Here is a 19,741-nt window from a genome sequence, read left to right as displayed (position 1 = left end):
ACGGAGGGGACGAATCGCCAAGATCAGTACGAGCGGGTAACCGAAAATGTGTGCAGACGGGAAGAGTTGGGGCGAAATCCCTTACGGCACAGTAGGTTTCGCCACCGTAATCTCCACGGAATCTGTACGACCCGATTACGGCCGCCGCCGGGGCCGGGTCGCGCCGCTTCACGTCCGGCCCCGGCGGCTGCGGCCACACGGACCGACATCAGTTCCAGCGCAGCGGAGCACCGGTCCGTCACACCCCGTGGGCCCCGCCGTGGAGGCGGTCGCCGCCGGAGAGGATCGCCGCGGCCAGCGCGTCCGCCGCGCTCGCCGCCGCTCCCGGCCGCCGTCCGTGCACGAGCACGAAGTCGACCTCGCCCAGCTCCGGCAGCCCGGCCCGCTCGGGCACCCGGACCAGACCGGGGGGCACCAGACGACGCGAATGAGCCATCACGCCGAGGCCCGCGCGGGCGGCGGCGATCAGGCCGTTGAGACTGCCGCTGGTGCAGGCCACCCGCCAGGCGCGGCCCTCCCGCTCCAGCGCCTCCAGGGCCAGCGCGCGGGTGATGCCCGGCGGCGGGTAGACGATCAGCGGCACCGGGCGGTCGGGGTCGAGGCGCAGCCGCTCCGCGCCGATCCACACCAGCCGGTCCGTCCAGACCGGCTCGCCGTGCGGGTCCTCCGGGCGCCGTTTCGCCAGCACCAGGTCGAGCTTGCCCGCCGCCAGCCGCTCGTGGAGCGTGCCGGACAGCTCGACCGTCAGCTCCAGGTCGACCTCGGGGTGGTCGTGCCGGAAGCCCTCCAGGATCTCCGGCAGCCGGGTCAGCACGAAGTCCTCCGACGCGCCGAAGCGCAGCCGGCCACGCAGCCGGGTCCCGGTGAAGAACGCCGTCGCCTGCTCGTGCACCTCCAGCAGGCGGCGCGCGAACCCCAGCATCGCCTCGCCGTCCTCCGTCAGCTCCACCGAGTGCGTGTCCCTGGTGAACAGCTGCCGCCCGGCCGCGTCCTCCAGACGGCGCACATGCTGGCTGACCGTGGACTGGCGCAACCCCAGCCGCCGCGCCGCCTGCGTGAAGCTCAGCGTCTGCGCCACGGCGAGGAACGTCCGCAGGTGCGTGGGGTCGTACATGAGGCGCACCCTACCCCGGTCATCACGAAACACGATGACTGTCAGAGCCGTATGACGGATTCCCGATCACGGGGTGGGAGAGGACCATGGACAGGGGCTCTCCGGCCCCCGCCGAACACCTCCGATCGAAAGCACGTGGAGCACCGTGAAACGCCTGCGCCGGCCCAGTGGGATGCCGATCGACCCCTACATCCTGCTGTTGCTCGGGACGGTGGGCCTCGCGGCGCTCCTCCCGGCGCGGGGCGCGGCCGCCGAGGTCGCCTCCGGCGCGTCCACGGCCGCGATCGCCTTCCTGTTCTTCCTCTACGGCGCCCGGCTCTCCACCCGTGAGGCCCTCGACGGCCTGAAACACTGGCGGCTCCACGTCACGGTCCTGGCCTGCACGTTCGTCGTCTTCCCGCTGCTGGGCCTGGCCGCCCGGGGCCTCGAACCGGTGCTCTTGAGCCACTCCCTCTACACGGGGCTGCTCTTCCTCACCCTGGTCCCGTCGACCATCCAGTCGTCGATCGCGTTCACCTCGATGGCCCGCGGGAACGTTCCCGCCGCGATCTGCGCGGGCTCCTTCTCCTCCCTCGCCGGCATCGTCATCACCCCGCTGCTCGCGGCGAGCCTGCTCGGCGGCAGCGTGGGCGGCTTCTCCGCCGACGCGCTCTGGAAGATCGTGCTCCAGCTGCTCGTGCCGTTCGTCGCGGGACAGCTCGCCCGCCGCTGGATCGGTGGCTTCGTCACCCGGCACAAGCGGATCCTCGGTCTCGTCGACCGCGCCTCGATCCTCCTCGTCGTCTACGTCGCGTTCAGCGAGGGCATGGTGCGCGGCATCTGGAGCCAGGTCAGCCCGCTGCGGCTCGGCGGACTGCTGGTCGTCGAGGCCGTGCTCCTCGCGGTGATGCTCACGCTCACCTGGTACGGCGCGAAGCTCCTGCGCTTCGGCCGGGCCGACCGGATCGCCATCCAGTTCGCCGGCTCCAAGAAGTCCCTCGCCTCCGGACTGCCCATGGCGAGCGTCCTCTTCGGCGCCGAGGCGTCCCTCGCCGTGCTCCCGCTGATGCTGTTCCACCAGATGCAGCTCATGGTCTGCGCGGTCATCGCCAAGCGCCGCTCGCACGACCCCGAGGAGGCGGAGGTCACGGAGGGGCGAGACGGAGCGACACGAACCGAGGTCGGTACAGGGACACATTCCGCGTGATGTTCAGCTGAGCCGCCGCCGCGTTCGCGTCCAGCCAGTTGACGTCGTAGCTGAGGACCAGCCGACCGTCGCCGCCGACCGCCTCGTGCGCCTGCGGGTTGTACGCCGCGACCCCGTCCCTCGGCAGGGGCGGGCCGAACCCCTTCGTGGGCCCGTGCCAGGGCCCGGTGGGGGAGCAGGCCCAGTACGCGGTGACGGTCGTCAGGCCCTCGGTCCCGGCGGCCATCGTGAACAGCACATAGGTGCGCCCGTCCCGGACGACGCTGAAGGCGCTGCCGACACCCTTGTCCTCCCCGTTGCCCAACACCGCCGCGGGCCGCCCCCGCACCGCCCACCGCGAGCCGTCCCAGTACTCCCACGCGCCCGGCTCCCCCAGCCTGCCGCGCGGCACCCGGGCGACATACGCGTGGGAGGTCGGCCGGGACGCGGCCTGGGCGTCGGTGCCGCCGAAGACGTACGTCCAGTCGCCCGCGTCGACGGCCGTCGTCCCGAACAGCACCCGCCGGGCGGGAGCGGCGACCGACGCCTGGTCGAGGACCGTCCTGACCCCCTCCAGCCGCAGCGCGGGCAGCGACAGTGTGGCCACCTCGGTGGCCGTGGGCACCCCGTAGATCCAGGGCGCCTGACCCGCCGTACGCGTCCACAGCAGCACCCGGACGACCTTCTCGGCGGAGCCGGGGGAGCGGGGCTCGACCCGGGCGGCCACCGGCCAGCGCCACTGCCCCGGGGCGGGGTCCGGGAAGACGGGGGCCGGGAGGGTGGACTCCAGCCGGCCCGAGGCCGACATGACGACGGCCGAGTTGCGCACGAGGGGCGTCGCGACGTCCCGCCAGGCCACGGACTCGCCGACCGGGTTGGGCGGTGCGTGCACCTGGCCCAGATAGGTGTCGGAGAACAGCCACAGCACCCGCCCGTCGGGCAGGCGCACCGAGTGGGTGCCGTCGCCGCCGGTCCAGTCGTCGGTGCGGGTCGCGTCGTCGCCGTAGCGGGCGAACTCACCGGTCAGCGGCTCGTCCGGGTCCCAGTCGCGGACGGTGCGGGCCGTGCAGGTGCGGCCGCCCTCCCGGTCGTCGTCCGGGAGGGCGGTGAGCAGCACGGCAGCGAGGGCGAGGACCAGTGCCAGAACGATGACCGGTCCCGCCCCCGTCCGCCGTCGTGCTCCCGCGTCGTCGGGCACGGGAGGGACGTTAGTGGCCCCGGTCCACGCGGTCCATGGGCAGCCACAGGATCGCGTCGCGCCGCGCGGCCGTGTCCCCGGCCCGCAGACCGGTCACCTCGTCGTCGCTCAACGCCCGGTCGACGACAAGGACTTCGTCGAGAGCCCCGGTGAAGTGGACCCGGCTGTCGACGCGTTGCCCGAGATGCACCCCGAACGGGGAGTTCCTGCTGACCGATCCGGCGACGTCGCCGACGGCGAACCGTGTCCCGTCCACGAACAGCGTCAGCTGCCCGCCACCGCGCCGCAGCGCCAGGTGATGCCACTGCCCGTCGTTGTACGCGCCCGTCGACCGCACCGACACGGTCCTGGGCGGCGCGGCCCCGTCCCGCACGGTCATCAGCGCGGTCAGCCTCCCCGACGCCGGTTCACCGCGCACCCACACCTGGGGCTGCGTGGTCCCGACCCCGCCCATCCACAGCAGCGGATGCTCCCCGGTGGCCGCCGTGTACCGGAACCAGAGCGAGGCGGTGAACTCCTTGTCGTGGAGCGGCAGTCGGGACCGGTACGGCAGCCGTACGGCGTCGTCGGCGCCGTCGAACGCGATCGCGCCCCCGAACGCCCCGTCGGTGGGCCGCGCACCACCGAGCACGGCGGCGCGCCTGCCGCCGGGCGCCCGGTCAGGAGTCGTCGGGTCGGGGCCCCGGCGCGGCTTCAGCCAGTCCTCCGTGAACCGGGCGAAGCGGATCTCGTCGCGGGCGTCGACGGCACCTCCCTCGTACAGCAGCCCCACGACATCGTTGCCGTCGGTGCCGCGGTCGATCCGCACCAGATCCGAGTAGCCGGACCAGTCGGTGGTGACGACCGTGCCCCGGTCCACGCTCTCCCAGGTGCGGCCGCCGTCGTACGAGGAGCGGATCGCCATGGTCCGGCGGCGGTCCGGGTCGGCGGGCCCGGCCAGGAGCATGCGGTCGCCGAGCCGCAGTACGGAGCCCTGCACCTGGGGCATGTACAGGTCCGGGAGCGCCCGGAACGGGGAGGCGAAGCTGCGACCGCCGTCCCGGCTGACCGTCTGGCTGCGGTGCCCGAGGTCGGTGCCGTCCTGCTCGCGCCCGCTCACCAGGACAGAGCCGTCGGCGCGTTCGGTGAGTGTCAGCTCCGACGGCTTCTGCCGGAACGTTCCGTCGGTGGCGATCGGCCAGGTGTCGGTGGCGCCGATCCGCCAGTTCTCGCCGCCGTCGTCGCTGGTGACGAGCGCCGCGTGGTTGGCGGAGACCCGGCCGTCCGCCCAGGTCTCGGCGTTCACGCCGAAAACCAGGCGTCCCGCGTGCGGGCCCCGGGTGAGCTGGATGCCGTGCACCGGCCCGGTGGCGTACCAGGAGTTCCAGTGGGCCGGGCGGATCTGCTCGGCGAGCGAACGCGGCTCGGACCAGGTCAGTCCGTCGTCGTCGCTGTACTGGAGGTGCGGGGTGCGATCACAGGGAACGTCGCAGCTCGCGCTGTCCGTACGGCCCGTGTTGTAGGTCTCCGCCAGCACGATGCGGCCGGTGTCCCGGTCCACGACGGGGGCGGGGTTGCCGTGGGTGTCGCCGGCGCCCTCGTTGACGACCTGGAGCGGGCCCCAGGTGCGGCCGCCGTCCGTGGACCGCTTCAGCACGAGGTCTATGTCGGCCGCGTCGCCGCAGTTCAGGACGCGTCCCTCGGCGAAGGCCAGCAGGGTGCCGGCGGTGCTCCGCACGATCGCCGGGATGCGGAAGCAGGCGTACCCGGGGTCCTGGGACGCCTTGAACAGAACCTGTTGCTCGAACTCGGTGGCGCCGGTCCGTGGTCGGCCCTCCGCTCCGGCGGGGTGGGGGAGGGCGAGGAGTGCGGTGGTGGTGAGTGCGGCGGTGAGTACGGGGATGAGTACGGCGGTGAGGGTGGATCTGAGACGTGCGCGAAGACTCGACGGCACGGTGCGGCCAGCCCTTCATGCGTCCGGATGAGGGGACGTCGGACGTCCCATGTCCGATGTCCGGCCACAGACGGTACGGGGGGTTGGTGGGGCCGACAAGAACCGTGCGGGTGGTGTGTCAGGCGGGGGCCTGATGGCTCGGGGGTGCGGGTGCGTACTTGCAACCGGTACCTAGGTACAGGTTTACCGTCGGATGTGTCCCCGCCGCCGGGGACGTGACGACAGGAGTGAGCGCGATGAGTGATCTTGCGTGGGTGCCGCAGTCCTGCACCCTGCCCTGCCCACGGAGGAGCGGCCCCTGCGGGTCGCGGAGTGGGATGCACTGTTCGCCGAGTGGCTGACCTCGCTGTCGAGGCCGCAGCCGCTCCACCTTCGCCTTGACCGGGCTGGCGGCGAGGGAGAACCGCCATGTCGGCCCCTGCTGCTGACCCCCGCCCTCACCGCGCCCCGAAGGCGCTCGGGGGACTTGCCGCGTTGGTCCGCGTGGCCTGCTGCGCGCTGCCCGTCCTGATCACCGCCGGAGTCGTCGACGCCGGCGCGGGGGCGGTGGTGGGCCGGCTGCCCGCCGTCGCCGTCGCCCTGGCCGTGCTCGCCGCCGGCACCTGGTGGTACAGCCAGCGCCGCCGATCCTGCTCCTGCTCGCCGAAGACGGCAGGTCAGGGCAGGTGCGGTTTGCAAGACGTCCGCCGACCCGCTGAAGATCGGCGGCCCTGGCCGCCGGTAGGGGCCGACGGTATGACTGTCGCTCGTTCCGTTGCCCCGTTCGTCCTCGCCGCTCTGTTCGAGAGGTCGCCGACGCCTACCGCCCCGACCGCTTCGACGTCATCGGGGTGCTGGTCTGCCTCGCCGGCATGGCTGTGATCATGTACGCCCCGCGCAGCCACTGATCCCGGCACCGGGTGCTCACCCGGCCTTCCCGGAGGTCCGGACGAATCGAAGGCGGCTGCCCGGTGGCTTTCCCTCAAGGTGAGGCCGGGCCGTAGAGAGCGGGCACCGCTACCGGCGAGGATGCCCGCCATGAACACCGAACAGAATCTCGTCCCGCCGCGTGCCACGCACTCGGCCCCCGTCGTGTTCGGCGCGGGAGCGGCCATTGGTGTCCTGGGCGGGATGATCGGGCTGGGTGGGGCGGAGTTCCGCCTGCCGCTGCTGATCAGCCTGTTCGGGTTCGCCGCGCTCTCGGCGGTCATCCTGAACAAGGCGATGAGCCTGGTCGTGGTGCTGACCGCGCTGCCCGCGCGCCTGGCGGCGATCCCGGCCGCTGACGTCGCAGCGCGCTGGCCGGTCGCGGTCAACCTGCTGGCCGGCAGTCTGCTGGGGGCGTGGGCGGGGGCCTCGTGGGCGGTGCGGATGCGGTCGGCCACCCTCTACAAGGTCCTCGTCGCCCTGATGGTCTTCATGGCCGCCGCCCTGGTCGTCACCCACACCACCACGTTCGGCACCCTCGATCCGCCGCCGTGGGCGCAGGTGCCCGCCGGGGTGGTGGCCGGGTTCGGGATCGGTGTGGTCGCGGCGATCATGGGCGTGGCCGGTGGCGAGCTGCTGATCCCCACGATCGTGCTGTTGTTCGGGGAGAACATCAAAACCGCCGGGAGCCTGTCCCTGCTGGTTTCCCTGCCCACGATGCTCGTGGCGTTCGCCCGCTACAGCCGTGACGGCAGCTTCGCCGTCCTGGGCGCCAACCGCCGCTTCGCGCTCGTCCTTGCTGCGGGCTCCGTCGCGGGCGCGGTGCTGGGCGGGCTGCTGCTGGGGGTGTTCCCCGATGCGGTCCTGATCCCCGTGCTGGCCGTGATCCTGCTCGTCTCCGCGTACAAGCTCGCCCGCCACGACTGACCCGCGCCGCATGCTCGTACGGTGTCCTGCGGCGCTCGGCGCATCGCTTCACGCAAGCCGCGTCCTCGGCGCCGAGCTGCTCGGCCAGGTACTCCACGACCTTCCACGGCTCCGCGAGCGGATCCTCCCCGAGGAACCGGGCGATGTAGCGGACCGCGCAGATCCGCACCGCCATGCCCAGCCGGTGCGCGTCCGTACGACGCAGCGCGATCAGATCACGGTCGTCATCGTCGATGAAGAAGAACCGCTCCAGCTCCGGGCGTGCGGGCACCTCCGTGAACGTCCCGTACGCCTCGGCCTGCTCATCAGTCAGAAACTCACCGGCACGAAGCGTCACACCCGAGGCCCAGTCCCCTTCAGGGGCGCGGGCGGTGACACATGCGGCTCCGCCGCGCGGGCGCGACAAGCCCCCACCCGCCCGCACCCGGCGACGCACCAGTGGCGGAGCGACGCGTACCCGGCGGCTGAACCGGCGGATCCCTGTCGTGGGGAGCCGGTCCGGTCAGCCGCTCCGGGGGGCCGTGGCCCGCAGGGCGATCCGGTGTTCTCCCGCGTACACGTTCATGGAGGCTCCCCGGAGGAAGCCGACGAGGGTCAGCCCCGTCTCGGCGGCCAGGTCCACCGCCAGTGACGACGGCGCCGACACCGCCGCGAGGACCGGGATCCCGGCCATCACCGCTTTCTGCGCCAGCTCGAAGGAGGCCCGCCCCGACACCAGCAGCACGGCCCGTGACAGGGGCAGCGACCCGTTCTGGAGGGCCCGCCCGATCAGTTTGTCCACCGCGTTGTGCCGGCCCACGTCCTCCCGGACGTCGAGCAGCTCACCGTCCTCGGTGAACAGGGCCGCCGCGTGCAGGCCCCCGGTCCGGTCGAAGACCCGCTGGGCCGCGCGGAGCCGGTCGGGGAGGCCCGCGAGGAGGTCGGGGTCGAGGCGGACCGGGGGAGCGTCACCGCCGTGGGTGTCGTCGATGGGCCAGCGGGCCGTCGTACGGACCGCGTCCAGGGACGCCTTGCCGCACAGCCCGCAGGACGACGTGGTGTACACGTTGCGTTCGAGGGTGATGTCCGGGATCACCACCCCGGAGCTCGTCCGCACGTCCACCACGTTGTACGTGTTGGAGCCTCCCCCACGCTCGGCTGCGCTCGCGCGGGAGGTGCCCCCATCCGTGGCGCCCGCGCAGTACACGATGTTCTGCAGGTCGGACTTCTCGGCCAGCACGCCCTCGCTGACCAGGAACCCGGCGGCGAGCGCGAAGTCGTCGCCGGGGGTGCGCATGGTGATCGCGAGGGGCTTGCCGTTGAGGCGGATCTCCAGTGGCTCCTCGGCGACGAGCGTGTCCGGGCGTGAGGAGACCGCCCCGTCCCGGATGCGGATCACCTTGCGTCGTTCCGTGACTCGTCCCATGTCCTGCCCCTGTCCCGACCGGTGCCGATCAGACCCGGTTCTGTACGCGCTGGTGGCCGAAGCGGCCCTTGATGCACAGATTGCCGCGGGTCACCGGTTGTCGTGCGGCGAGGTGACCTTCACGATCTCATTGTCCTGCACGTGGAGCGTGAGGTTGCGTCCGGGCCGAAGCGGTCCGGTTCCGCCTCGTACTCCTTGATCCATCCGGCGAGGCTCGGCGCGGCGGGACCAGGCGGGGACGAGGGTCCTCGCGCCCTCGACCTCCACCTGCCATGACGGGAACCGATCGCCCCCGGACGCCCCCTCGGCTTTGGCCTCGGACATGTCCATGTCCTAAGGTTCGCGGGCGAGAACGATCAACGGGGTGAACGCATGCGTGTGACACGCGACTTGGCGGCCATGATGGTCGCGGCTGTGACGATGGTGTCCCTGACCGGATGCGACGACGGGGAACAGGCCGGCGGCAAGAGCCCGTTCGACCGCGTGGGCGCGGAGAGAACCGGCGAGGAACAGGCCGAGGGCGATGACGGCTCCTCCGGCGTGCCGGGCCAGCGCAACGGAGGTGCCACGAGTGATCTGCCGGGCGGTCTGACCACGCGGCAGAAGCTCATGCTCGACAACCTCCCCGAGTCCGGGTCGGTCATGGCGGCCGGTGAGTACCTGCAGCGGTTCACCACCTGCGAGCAGTACAGCATCGACCCGGCCGACACCCGCTACTACCCCATGGACGAGAAGTTCGACGAGAGCTGGGGCGTGCGCTTCCGCGGCACCTGCGACGACGCGGGCGACAGCCACATCCGTGTCTTCTGGACCGGGACGGACGGCATGAAGACCTTCCAGGAGGCCTACCGCGCCGACATCGCCGAGCGGATCGAGAAGTCTCCGAGCGCCGGCATCGACGGCGGCTTCGCCATCGGGAAGGACTTCGCCGTGATCGCGCCGGACCCCGACTCCGTGCGGCAGCTGTCCTCGTCGTTCCTGCTGGTCCTCAACTGCAACCCGAACTTCGAGCCCGTCGGCGACATGAGCACCGCGCCCGCGCAGGTCGACGGGTGTGTGCTGACGGACGACTTCACCGACTGAGCTGTCCCGCACGACCGTTCGGCGCGCGTCGCATACCGTTCATCGCATACGGTCGACGTGCCGCCTTCTCAACTCCCCCGTCACTCCCTACCGTCCGGGATCATGAGTCCCCCCGTCGCGCCCGTGGGCTGGAGCCGCTGGCTCGTTCCCCCCGCCGCCCTCTCCGTCCATCTCTCCATCGGACAGGCCTACGCCTGGAGCGTGTTCAAGCCGCCGCTCGAATCCGCGCTCGGCCTCAGTGGCACGCAGAGCGCGCTGCCCTTCCAGCTCGGCATCGTCATGCTGGGGCTGTCCGCCGCGTTCGGTGGGACGCTCGTCGAGCGCAACGGGCCGCGCTGGGCCATGACCGTGGCCCTGATCTGCTTCTCCTCCGGTTTCCTGATCGCCTCCCTGGGCGCGGCCACCGAGCAGTACTGGCTGATCGTCTTCGGCTACGGCTTCGTCGGCGGCATCGGCCTCGGCATCGGCTACATCTCGCCCGTCTCCACCCTGATCAAGTGGTTCCCTGACAGGCCCGGCATGGCCACCGGCATCGCCATCATGGGCTTCGGTGGTGGCGCGCTGATCGCCTCACCGTGGTCCGCGCAGATGCTGGAGTCCTTCGGCGCCGACTCCTCCGGGATCGCCGTCGCCTTCCTCGTCCACGGACTGTCGTACGCCGTGTTCATGACCCTTGGGGTGCTGCTCGTGCGGGTGCCGCGCGGCGAGAAGCCCGTCGACAGCGGACCGAGCGCCTTCGAGGGCCCGCAGGTCTCGGCCCGCGACGCCATCCGCACCCCGCAGTTCTGGTGCCTGTGGGTCATCCTCTGCATGAACGTGTCCGCGGGCATCGGCATCCTGGAGAAGGCCGCCCCGATGATCACGGACTTCTTCGCCGAGTCCTCCACCCCGGTCTCGGCCGGCGCGGCGGCCGGCTTCGTGGCGCTCCTGTCGGCGGCCAACATGGCGGGCCGCATCACCTGGTCGTCGACCTCCGACCTGATCGGACGCAAGAACATCTACCGCGTCTACCTCGGCGTCGGCGCCCTGATGTACCTGCTCATCGCACAGTTCGGCGACTCCTCCAAGCCGCTGTTCATCGTCTGCGCCCTGGTCATCCTCTCCTTCTACGGCGGCGGCTTCGCCACGATCCCCGCCTATCTGAAGGACCTCTTCGGCACCTACCAGGTCGGCGCCATCCACGGCCGGCTGCTCACCGCCTGGTCCACCGCCGGTGTCCTCGGCCCGCTGATCGTCAACTGGATCGCCGACCGCCAGGAAGAGGCGGGCAAGAGCGGCCCCGACCTCTACGGCATGTCCTTCTTCATCATGATCGGCCTGCTCGTCGTCGGCTTCGTCGCCAACGAACTGGTCCGGCCCGTGCACCCCCGCTTCCACATCCCCGCCCCGAAGGAGGCCGCCGATGCCGTCCAGCGACAGCAGCCCGAATCAGCCTGACCGGCGCCCGCTGATCGTCTTCGCCTGGCTGTGGGTGGGCGTACCGCTCGCCTACGGACTGTACGAACTCGTACGAAAGGCCACGCAGCTGTTCACCGCATGACCGCTCGGTCGAGTACGTGGATGTCCAGGAGTCTGACAGAAGCCCACAAGATGGGTTCGTCTTTACTGTCGCCTCACTCGCCCCCCTACCCGTGGGTCACTGCGCAGACTGGTGAATCCCGCTGACCACAGGCTATGAGGGGGAACACCCATGATCGGCTCGCGCATCGCCGCCGTCGGCCACTACCAGCCCGCCAAGGTGCTCACCAACAAGGACCTGGCGGGCATGGTCGACACCAGTGACGAGTGGATCACGACCCGTGTGGGCATCCGCACCCGGCACATCGCAGGACCCGACGAACCCGTCGACGAGCTGGCCGCGCACGCCGCCGCCAAGGCGCTCGCGACGGCCGGCCTCACCGCCGCCGACATCGACCTCGTGCTGGTCGCCACCTCCACGGCCGTCGACCGCTCCCCGAACATGGCCGCCCGGGTCGCCCGCCGGCTCGGCATCCCGTCCCCGGCCGCCATGGACATCAACGTCGTCTGCGCCGGCTTCACCCACGCCCTCGCCACCGCCGACCACGCCGTCCGCGCGGGCGGGGCCACCCGGGCGCTCGTCATCGGTGCCGACAAGATGTCCGAGGTGACGGACTGGACCGACCGCACGACCTGTGTGCTCGTCGGGGACGGTGCGGGCGCGGCGGTCGTCGAGGCGGCCGACCCCGCCGCCGGGGCGCCCGGCATCGGGCCGGTGCTGTGGGGCTCGGTGCCCGAGATGGGCCACGCGGTGCGGATCGAGGGGACGCCCGCACGGTTCGCCCAGGAGGGGCAGAGCGTCTACCGCTGGGCCACCACCAAACTGCCGCCCATCGCCCGCGTCGCCTGCGAGAAGGCCGGCCTTGCCCCCGCCGACCTCGCCGCGGTCGTCCTCCACCAGGCCAACCTGCGCATCATCGAGCCCCTCGCGGAGAAGATCGGCGCCGTCAACGCCGTCGTCGCACGGGACGTCACCGAGTCCGGCAACACCTCGGCCGCGAGCATCCCGCTCGCCTTCTCCAAGCTCGTCGAACGCGGCGAGATCTCCACCGGCGACCCCGTGCTGCTGTTCGGCTTCGGCGGCAACCTGTCGTACGCCGGACAGGTCGTCCGCTGCCCCTGAGCACCGCCTTGGTGGTGATGTGACGAGACAGACGCGTCAACTCCCTGGCCAATGGGGCTCGTGGACTGTAGACGAAGGACAATCCATACTGGCCGTCGACCTCGCAGTTGACCTCGACTTCCAGTACGGGCCGTTGGCTTTCCGCGTGCGGTACACCCAGTGGTGCTCTGGAAGGGGACCCGATGTTGTCGACCGGACTGCCGCACGGGGCCGTCCCCAGGCTGGAACGTCCCGGCCCGCTGCGCGACCGCGTCTACGAGGCCCTGCTCGAACTGATCACCACCCGCGCCCTGCGCCCCGGCCACCACCTGGTCGAGAGTGAACTCGCCGGCCACCTCGGGGTGTCCCGGCAGCCGGTCCGCGAGGCCCTCCAGCGGCTGAACACCGAGGGCTGGGTCGAGCTGCGGCCCGCGCAGGGCGCGTTCGTGCACGAGCCGACGGAGGAGGAGGCCGACCAACTCCTCACCGTCCGCACCCTGTTGGAGGCGGAGGCGGCCCGCCTCGCCGCGGCGAACGCCGGTACGGCGGGGATCACGGCGCTGACGGAACTCTGCGCGGAGGGCGAGCGGGCGGTGGAGGCGGACGACGTGGACGCCACCGTCGCACTGAACGCCCGCTTCCACGCGAAGGTCATGGAACTCGCCGGCAACACGGTCCTCGCCGAACTTGCCGCCCAGGTCGACCGCCGCGTCCGCTGGTACTACACGCCGGTCGCCCGGCAGCGCGGCCACCAGTCCTGGAGCGAACACCGCGAACTGATCGCGGCGATCTCGGCCCGCGACGAGCAGCGGGCGACGGAGGTCATGCGGGCACACACGGAGCACACCCGCAAGACGTACCACGACCGCCCTCGGCCGTAGCGCCGGGTCAGGATTCAGTGCCCGACAGGTCGAAGGTGGCTGTGCCGCGATGGCTGAGGGCCACCAGGGCGTCGGGGCCGGCGAAGTCGACGTCGATGACTTCGCCGTGGAGATCGATGTCAGCGAGCGGCCGGCTGTCGATACCGCTCAAGGTCGGCCTCTCGAATGCCTGGAATGCCATCGACAGCGCCATGGGGAGCAGGAACCAGGCCAGCGGCTCACTGCGGATCAGCAGGAACCAGCCGCAGAATGCCAGGAGATTGAAGACGCGGTTGACCCAGTGCCACGTGTGGATCAACCGCAGGTCGGCGATGTGCACGGCGGATCCCTGGAGCAACGCGAGCCGTAGGCCCCGACGGATCGGGTGGGCGGCCGCGAGCCGCCCCGGGACGGCGAAGGCGAGGGTCTTGGACGGCAGGGTCCGCGGCTGCGGAACCACCCCGAGGGTCATCATGGTGTGCAGTGCGTCCTTGCCGGTGACGAGGGCGAGCGAGGCACGTCCCGTCTCGACCAGAAGGCATTCCCGCACGGCTGCCCTGCGCTGCTCGAGAGCGCCCAGCCAAGCTTGTGCGTCGGGGTTCCAGACATGCTTGTGCAACGCCTCGTTGAGGTTGAAGGGATAGGCGGTGCCATGAGGCATCCAGCCGCACGAGAAACCGGTCGAGGACTGCGTGTCCTCCTCCCAGCGAAGCTCCCAGAGACTGCGTGAGGGCTTCGTGCCGAGAGAGGTGCGCGTCACCGTCGAGTCGTCCGCGCAACTGACGACGTACGGCCGTCCCCGGACGAGGCCGAGGGACACCGAGAGGACCCTGTTCTGATGGGCGGGGACCGTCGTGGAGGACCATTCCGGGTCCGCGTCGAGGGTGAAGACACGGACGGACCCTGATCGCTCACCCACCGCCACCAGGAGCTTCTGGCCCTGGCATCGGGCTGCGAGAGCTGTGACGTACGAGTCGCACGAGCCTACGGGCGCGTCCGTTCCGTTCCTCAGGTCGAGGGCGAACACCTTGTCGTAGGAGCTCACGATGAGCAGCGCCGTTCCGTGGTGGGACACGCAGGCGGTGTACTCGGGCTCGTACGGCGCGCGGTGCCTGGCCATCACCTGCCCGTCGGAGCAGTCCCGTAGGACGATGTGGTCGGGGTGGACGACCACCACGACCCGGCGGCCGTCGTGTTCCGTGGTGTGCACGGCGATCGGTTCACCGGGCTGTTCCGTTTCTCGACTCATTCGGGCACCTCGGGGAAGTCCCAGATCCTGACGGCGCCGGAACGTTGACCGGCCGCTATCACCACATGGCCGTGACGCAGTTCGAGGACGCGTACCTGGCTCACGGCCGAGCGCAGGTCGTAGAAGTCGCAGACCGACAGGCCCGGCCGCGTCAGCGAGAAGAGTTCCAGTGGCTGGTCGCAGTAGTCGTGTCCCGCGATCGCGAAGGTGTCACCGCCCCTCGCCCACACATCGACGTCCCGGACGGACTCGGGGCTCGTGCGGAGCTGCTGCGGCGCACGATCCAGATGGACCCGGAAGACCGTGTGGTTGTCCTTGCCGACCAGGAACTGCGGGGGATCCGTTCCGGGGATGACCTGAATGCCCCTGGCGTAGCCGCTGCCTCCGGAACGACGCTCGCTGCGGCCGGTCTCCAGATCGATGAGGTGGAGGCCGTTCCAGGCGCTCACGACGGCCCGAGGGCGTCCCCCGACCGGGGTGACGACGACGGTCGCGTTGCTTCTCATGAAATCGCATGCGCGGTCCATGGGCAGGGCAGGGAGCTGGGTCGCCCCCACCACGTCGTAGCGGTGCAGGAGACCGTCGTCGGTCATGCAGAACAACCGCGGCTCGCCCCCGACTTCGGCGAACGCCACCGCACTCGTCTCACTGTCCGAGGCCGCATGGCCGACGGACCAGCCGCCGAGTGCCCGGTTGCCCCCGAACACATCCCAGAGCTGGACCCGCCTCGCGCTGCTCGTCGCCATGTACACGTGACCGTTCCCGACCGCGGTGTCCAGGCCGGTGATGTGCTTTCCCCGGGTGATGGTGCCCCTGATGACCGGACGGTCGGCGTCGACGTTCCACACCTCGATCTCGCCGGCGTCGGACACGACCGCCAGATACTGCTCGCCGCCGTACCGGAACGCCGACATGCGGGTGACCTCGCCGGAGAGCTTGGTGAGGGTGTAGCCGCTGCGCCGGGGGCGCAGGTCGACCCAGCGGGCCTTCCAGGGCGAGGTGTCGGGCACGGGCGGCATCCGGGCCCGGAGGGTACGGGCGTCATGGGTGCGCACCGCCAGGTCGAGCGCCGCCGGCCGCAGTTCCGGCTCCGTACGGCGGAAGTCGGCGGCGGCCTGCCGGTAGGCGTTGATCGCCGCCCGCACCTCCGACACGTCCCGGTCGGCGGGCAACCGGTGACCGTCCAGCGCCCCGAGGAGGCGGTACGGGATCGCGCCGAGCAGGTACGCCGGGTCGAGCATCAGCTCGTCGAGGACGGGGTGGCCGCCGGCCTTGGCGATGTGGGTGGCGAGGTAGGCATGGGTGTAGAAGCTGGCCCGTCGCCAGTCACGGGTTCCGTCGGCGCGTACCGGCGTGTGGTCGACGAGGTAGTCGACGAAGCACCGGTGCACCGCCTGAGGATCCGGCACCGTGCGCAGATGCTCCGCGAGGGACAGATGGTGGGGGTGGTAGACGGTGTGCCCCTGGTCCGTCGACCTGACCGCGTAGCTCCCCACGTGCTCGCGCAGCCAGAGCACGTCGTCGTAGTCGTAGCGGCGCCCCGCCATCCGGCCGGCGAGGCCCGCCCAGATGTCCTCGTCCGGCAGGCCGTTGCCCTCCGCGAAGGCCAGCGGGCGCAGCAGGTCCAGGGCCCGCTCGGCCCGCTCCCGGCCGAGCCGCTCGGTCAGGTCCCGCTCCAGGATCTCCCCCGGCAGACGCGGCAGTTCGGTCTCCCAGCCCGGGCGGAGCTCGGGCGGTTCCGCGCGGGCGGCGAGCATCCGGGCCAGCAGCCGGCCCACCAGGAACGACGGCTCGGCCACCTGGGCGACCCCCTCGGCCACCCGGGACACCGTCCCCGCGGGCGCCCGCCGGAACGGGCTGTCCCGGGTCGCCTGGAGCAGGACGTGCTCGACGTGGCGCCGCAGGCCCTCCGGGTCGGCGAAGTCGCCGTCCAGGTCGACCATGTCGCACAAGTCGCGCAGACGGGTGGCCAGTTCGGTGCGCATGCCGAGGAGGAGGCGTACCGAGCCGTCGAGGAGCAGGTGCTTCAGGACCTCGTCGACCAGCAGCTCGGGCTTGTCGGTCTCGTCGACCGCGTCGATGAGGACGACCGGGGCCGACGCCGTCGAGCGGCGGGCGGCGTGGGCGACGGCGTCGACGATCGTCTCCGCCTTCAGCCCGGCCGCGTGGATCACCGTGGTGAAGCTGTTCCGGGGAGGGAGGGCCTCCTCGGAGACACCGACCCGGTCCAAGGGCACGTGCTCGTGGTGGCGGGAATCCGCAAGGGACGCGATCAGTCCGAGGACAGCCGTCTTACCCGATCCCGGGCCGCCCGAGACGACGAGGCCCCGGCGGTTGTCAGCCGGGTCGGTCAGCCAGGTCACGATCCGGCGCAGTGCCTCCCGCCGTCCGGTGAAGTCCCAGGTGTCCTCGTCCGTCCGGACCGAGGCCCTGGCCTTCGGCAGGAAGTGCCGTGCGAACGCCTCGCGCTGCCGCTCGGTGGAGGCCCGCTCCCGCTTGATCCGCTCGTGCCAAGCGAGGGCCCTGAGGTCCTGTGCCGCGATGTTCTCCCCGCCCGTCCCGATGTACACGGTGGCGTGGTGGATGTCGCGCCCGGCGACGATGGAACCGGTGCCCTCGGCGATCAGCGTGTGCGGGCGGGACCGGCCCCAGGGAAGGCTCCGGCCCCACGGAAGGCTCCGGCCCCACCGAAGACCCCACCGATTCCGTTCACGCGAGCCGTGGCGTCTCATGAGGCCGTCGCTGTGTCCATGCCGGTTTCGTATACCCGTCCGAGGCGCCGTACAAAGCAAACCGCCCTGGCCTGGGCGGATATACGGCTCTGTGATCATGTGAGTCCGAGATGTGGCGGTAACGGGACGCTTCTTTGTCCTGTGAGTGGAGAAAGTTGACGGCAATCTCCGCGCAACTTCTTCCCAGTCGTGGTGACCGCTGCTACGTTCCCTGCGAAAGCAAGCCACACCGAGGTGGCCGGAACCCAGCGCGACACAGGCCGGTTGAGCGGGGAGGGGCTCGTGAGACGGATGACGGCTCGTCCCGCGAACGCGCATCAGGCACGGCTGCTGAAGCTGTTGCGGGACGGCGGACCCGCTTCCCGCGCACAGCTCGGCGACCGGGTCGACCTCTCCCGGTCGAAGCTGGCCGTCGAGGTGGACCGGCTGCTGGAGACGGGTCTGGTCGTGGCCGACGGACTCGCCGCCTCGCGCGGCGGCCGGCGCTCGCACAACATCCGGCTCGCCCCCGGGCTCCGCTTCCTGGGCGTCGACATCGGCGCGACCTCGATCGACGTGGCCGTCACCAACGCCGAGTTGGAGATCCTCGGTCACATCAACCAGCCCATGGACGTCCGGGACGGCCCCGTCGCCGTCTTCGAACAGGTCCTCTCCATGGCCGCCAAGCTGAGGGCCTCGGGGCTCGCGGAAGGGTTCGACGGCGCCGGCATCGGCGTCCCCGGACCGGTCCGCTTTCCCGAGGGCGTCCCGGTGGCCCCGCCGATCATGCCCGGCTGGGACGGGTTCCCGGTGCGCGAGGCGCTCAGCCAGGAACTCGGCTGCCCGGTAATGGTCGACAACGACGTGAACCTGATGGCGATGGGGGAGCAGCACGCGGGCGTGGCCCGTTCCGTGGGCGACTTCCTCTGCGTCAAGATAGGCACCGGCATCGGCTGCGGCATCGTCGCAGGCGGCGAGGTCCACCGCGGTACGACGGGCAGCGCCGGCGACATCGGCCACATCCTCGCCGTACCGGACGGCCGCCCCTGCGCCTGTGGCAACCGGGGCTGCCTGGAGGCCCACTTCAGCGGAGCCGCGCTCGCCCGCGACGCCAAGGAGGCCGCCCAGCAGGGCCTCTCGGTGGAGCTGGCCTCCCGGCTGGAGACCAACGGCACCCTGACCGCCGTCGACGTCGCCGCCGCGGCCGCCGCCGGTGACGCCACCGCCCTCGACCTGATACGCGAGGGCGGCAACCGCACCGGCCAGGTCATCGCCGGACTCGTCAGCTTCTTCAACCCCGGCCTGGTGGTGATCGGCGGCGGGGTGACCGGCCTCGGCCACACCCTGCTCGCCGCCATCCGTACCCAGGTCTACCGCCAGTCCCTGCCCCTCGCGACGGGCAACCTGCCGATCGTGCTGGGGGAGTTGGGGCCCACCGCCGGAGTCATCGGCGCGGCCCGCCTCATCAGCGACCACCTGTTCTCACCCGCGTAACCGCCCCGTACGGAGCGATCACCAGCACAGCGCCCTGCTCTGCCCGGCTCAGCCCTGCCCCACCCTGCTCTGCCTGAACGCGCCTGCCCCGCAGGCTGATTCGCCCTGCAACCGGCCCGCACGCCCGCCAAGGGGAACTCATGGCACCAGAATTACCGCTGCTCACCATGTCCGGCATCACCAAGTCGTTCCCCGGCGTCCGGGCCCTCGACGGCGTCGACCTCGACGTGCAGGCGGGGGAGGTCCACTGCCTGCTCGGTCAGAACGGCGCCGGCAAGTCCACCCTGATCAAGGTGCTCGCGGGCGCTCACCAGCCCGACGGCGGCACCATCGGCTGGCGGGGGGAGCCCGTCACCCTCAAGTCGCCGATCGCCGCCATGCGGTTGGGCATCGCGACCATCTACCAGGAACTGGATCTGGTGGAGCACCTCTCCGTGGCCGAGAACGTGCATCTGGGGCACGAGCCCACCGCCGCCGGATTCGTCGTCCGCGGCAAGGCGGCACGCGCCTCGACCGCCGCCCTGCTCAAACGCCTCGGGCACCCCGAGATCGATCCGGCGCGTCTCGTCGGTGAACTCTCCGCAGCCCAGCAGCAGATCGTCTCGATGGCGCGGGCGCTCTCCCACGACGTACGCCTCATCGTGATGGACGAGCCGTCCGCCGCCCTCGACCCCGACGAGGTCGACAACCTGTTCAGGATCGTGGGGGACCTGACCGCCGACGGGGTCGCCGTCGTCTACATCTCGCACCGGCTGGAGGAGATCCGCCGGATCGGTGACCGGGTGACCGTACTGAAGGACGGCCGGGCCGTGGCCGGCGGACTGCCCGCCAAGTCGACGCCGACCCGCGAGGTGGTGGCGCTGATGACGGGACGGAACGTCGAGTACGTCTTCCCGGACCGGCCGCCCGCCCCGCCGCCGGAGGCCACCGCGCCCGTCCTTCAGGTGCGGGGGCTCGCCCGTGACGGGGAGTTCGAGGCCCTCGACCTCGACGTCCGGCCCGGGGAGATCGTGGGCCTCGCCGGACTCGTCGGCTCCGGACGCTCCGAGATCCTGGAGACGATCTACGGCGCCCGC

The 19,741-nt window shown here is 71.2% G+C and carries 15 protein-coding genes and 4 pseudogenes; 11 read left to right on the top strand and 8 right to left on the bottom strand.

Annotated elements, in window-relative coordinates:
* Positions 1 to 238: 238 nt before the first annotated feature.
* Positions 239 to 1,114, bottom strand: a complete 876-nt coding sequence (locus tag M8J73_RS05130) for a LysR substrate-binding domain-containing protein (protein WP_055543126.1) — start codon at positions 1,112 to 1,114, stop codon at positions 239 to 241.
* A gap of 145 nt (positions 1,115 to 1,259) precedes the next feature.
* Here M8J73_RS05130 and M8J73_RS05125 point away from each other — a divergent pair, with 145 nt between their 5' ends.
* A complete protein-coding gene (locus M8J73_RS05125) occupies positions 1,260 to 2,300 on the top strand; it encodes a bile acid:sodium symporter family protein (protein ID WP_079055286.1) in 1,041 nt (346 codons plus the stop codon).
* On the opposite strand, the gene M8J73_RS05120 is transcribed toward M8J73_RS05125, so the two are convergent.
* Together M8J73_RS05120 and M8J73_RS05115 are read right to left on the bottom strand one after the other, a co-directional pair.
* On the bottom strand, positions 2,239 to 3,477 hold the full coding sequence (locus M8J73_RS05120) for a DUF5005 domain-containing protein (RefSeq protein WP_249828296.1): 1,239 nt from the start codon (positions 3,475 to 3,477) through the stop codon (positions 2,239 to 2,241). The two genes, M8J73_RS05125 and M8J73_RS05120, sit on opposite strands and share 62 nt — an antisense overlap.
* A gap of 10 nt (positions 3,478 to 3,487) precedes the next feature.
* Positions 3,488 to 5,410 (bottom strand): sialidase family protein, encoded by a 1,923-nt coding sequence (locus M8J73_RS05115; protein ID WP_055543380.1) that lies wholly within the window; start codon positions 5,408 to 5,410, stop codon positions 3,488 to 3,490.
* Positions 5,411 to 5,818: 408 nt separating this feature from the next.
* Here M8J73_RS05115 and merT point away from each other — a divergent pair.
* The 3 genes and pseudogenes from merT to M8J73_RS05110 all read left to right on the top strand — a co-directional run.
* A pseudogene (gene merT, locus M8J73_RS45875) lies at positions 5,819 to 6,028 on the top strand (mercuric ion transporter MerT); the annotation flags it as partial.
* A 170-nt stretch (positions 6,029 to 6,198) separates the two neighbouring features.
* Positions 6,199 to 6,297 (top strand): annotated as a pseudogene (locus M8J73_RS44680) (YnfA family protein); the annotation flags it as partial.
* A 130-nt stretch (positions 6,298 to 6,427) separates the two neighbouring features.
* Entirely contained in the window at positions 6,428 to 7,243 is an 816-nt protein-coding gene (locus tag M8J73_RS05110) for a sulfite exporter TauE/SafE family protein (protein WP_249828295.1), read from the top strand.
* A gap of 7 nt (positions 7,244 to 7,250) precedes the next feature.
* Here the strand turns inward: M8J73_RS05110 and M8J73_RS45185 are convergent.
* The 3 genes and pseudogenes from M8J73_RS45185 to M8J73_RS05095 all read right to left on the bottom strand — a co-directional run.
* Positions 7,251 to 7,580: pseudogene (locus M8J73_RS45185) on the bottom strand (DUF4158 domain-containing protein); the annotation flags it as partial.
* Positions 7,581 to 7,745: 165 nt separating this feature from the next.
* On the bottom strand, positions 7,746 to 8,648 hold the full coding sequence (gene fdhD / locus M8J73_RS05100) for a formate dehydrogenase accessory sulfurtransferase FdhD (protein ID WP_249828294.1): 903 nt from the start codon (positions 8,646 to 8,648) through the stop codon (positions 7,746 to 7,748).
* Between the two features lie 28 nt (positions 8,649 to 8,676).
* Positions 8,677 to 8,810 (bottom strand): annotated as a pseudogene (locus M8J73_RS05095) (2Fe-2S iron-sulfur cluster-binding protein); the annotation flags it as partial.
* 210 nt (positions 8,811 to 9,020) lie between these two features.
* On the opposite strand from M8J73_RS05095, the gene M8J73_RS05090 reads away from it, so the two are divergent.
* The 5 genes from M8J73_RS05090 (at position 9,021) to M8J73_RS05070 (ending at position 13,232) form a co-directional block, all read left to right on the top strand.
* Entirely contained in the window at positions 9,021 to 9,731 is a 711-nt protein-coding gene (locus M8J73_RS05090) for a hypothetical protein (protein ID WP_055540975.1), read from the top strand.
* 102 nt (positions 9,732 to 9,833) lie between these two features.
* Entirely contained in the window at positions 9,834 to 11,168 is a 1,335-nt protein-coding gene (locus M8J73_RS05085) for an OFA family MFS transporter (RefSeq protein ID WP_055540974.1), read from the top strand.
* Positions 11,134 to 11,271, top strand: coding sequence for an MFS transporter small subunit (locus M8J73_RS05080; protein WP_169797899.1), 138 nt, complete (start codon positions 11,134 to 11,136; stop codon positions 11,269 to 11,271). The genes M8J73_RS05085 and M8J73_RS05080 overlap by 35 nt, the downstream gene beginning before the upstream one ends.
* Positions 11,272 to 11,421: 150 nt before the next feature.
* Positions 11,422 to 12,372 carry a beta-ketoacyl-ACP synthase III gene (locus M8J73_RS05075; protein ID WP_055540973.1) on the top strand — a complete coding sequence of 317 codons (951 nt, stop codon included), beginning with the start codon at positions 11,422 to 11,424 and terminating at the stop codon, positions 12,370 to 12,372.
* A 182-nt stretch (positions 12,373 to 12,554) separates the two neighbouring features.
* The gene (locus tag M8J73_RS05070) at positions 12,555 to 13,232 is read left to right on the top strand and encodes a GntR family transcriptional regulator (RefSeq protein WP_055540972.1); all 678 of its coding nucleotides are present in this window, start codon (positions 12,555 to 12,557) and stop codon (positions 13,230 to 13,232) included.
* A 7-nt stretch (positions 13,233 to 13,239) separates the two neighbouring features.
* Here the strand turns inward: M8J73_RS05070 and M8J73_RS05065 are convergent, their stop codons facing one another.
* Together M8J73_RS05065 and M8J73_RS05060 are read right to left on the bottom strand one after the other, a co-directional pair.
* On the bottom strand, positions 13,240 to 14,460 hold the full coding sequence (locus M8J73_RS05065) for a WD40 repeat domain-containing protein (RefSeq protein WP_157873252.1): 1,221 nt from the start codon (positions 14,458 to 14,460) through the stop codon (positions 13,240 to 13,242).
* Positions 14,457 to 17,030 carry a WD40 repeat domain-containing protein gene (locus tag M8J73_RS05060; protein ID WP_157873251.1) on the bottom strand — a complete coding sequence of 858 codons (2,574 nt, stop codon included), beginning with the start codon at positions 17,028 to 17,030 and terminating at the stop codon, positions 14,457 to 14,459. The genes M8J73_RS05065 and M8J73_RS05060 overlap by 4 nt, the downstream gene beginning before the upstream one ends.
* 453 nt (positions 17,031 to 17,483) lie before the next feature.
* Between M8J73_RS05060 and M8J73_RS05055 the strand changes: the two genes are divergently transcribed.
* Both M8J73_RS05055 and M8J73_RS05050 read left to right on the top strand, forming a co-directional pair.
* Positions 17,484 to 18,665 carry an ROK family transcriptional regulator gene (locus M8J73_RS05055; protein ID WP_055540969.1) on the top strand — a complete coding sequence of 394 codons (1,182 nt, stop codon included), beginning with the start codon at positions 17,484 to 17,486 and terminating at the stop codon, positions 18,663 to 18,665.
* Positions 18,666 to 18,805: 140 nt separating this feature from the next.
* Positions 18,806 to 19,741, top strand: a 936-nt coding sequence (locus M8J73_RS05050; protein ID WP_249828293.1) for a sugar ABC transporter ATP-binding protein, incomplete at its 3' end; no start/stop codon positions are given.

Origin of the sequence: Streptomyces neyagawaensis, assembly GCF_023516595.1 — a bacterium.
Taxonomy (GTDB): Bacteria; Actinomycetota; Actinomycetes; order Streptomycetales; family Streptomycetaceae; genus Streptomyces; species Streptomyces neyagawaensis.
Note: the sequence above shows the minus strand (reverse complement) of the source record. Positions and strands in the feature narration are given on the sequence as shown.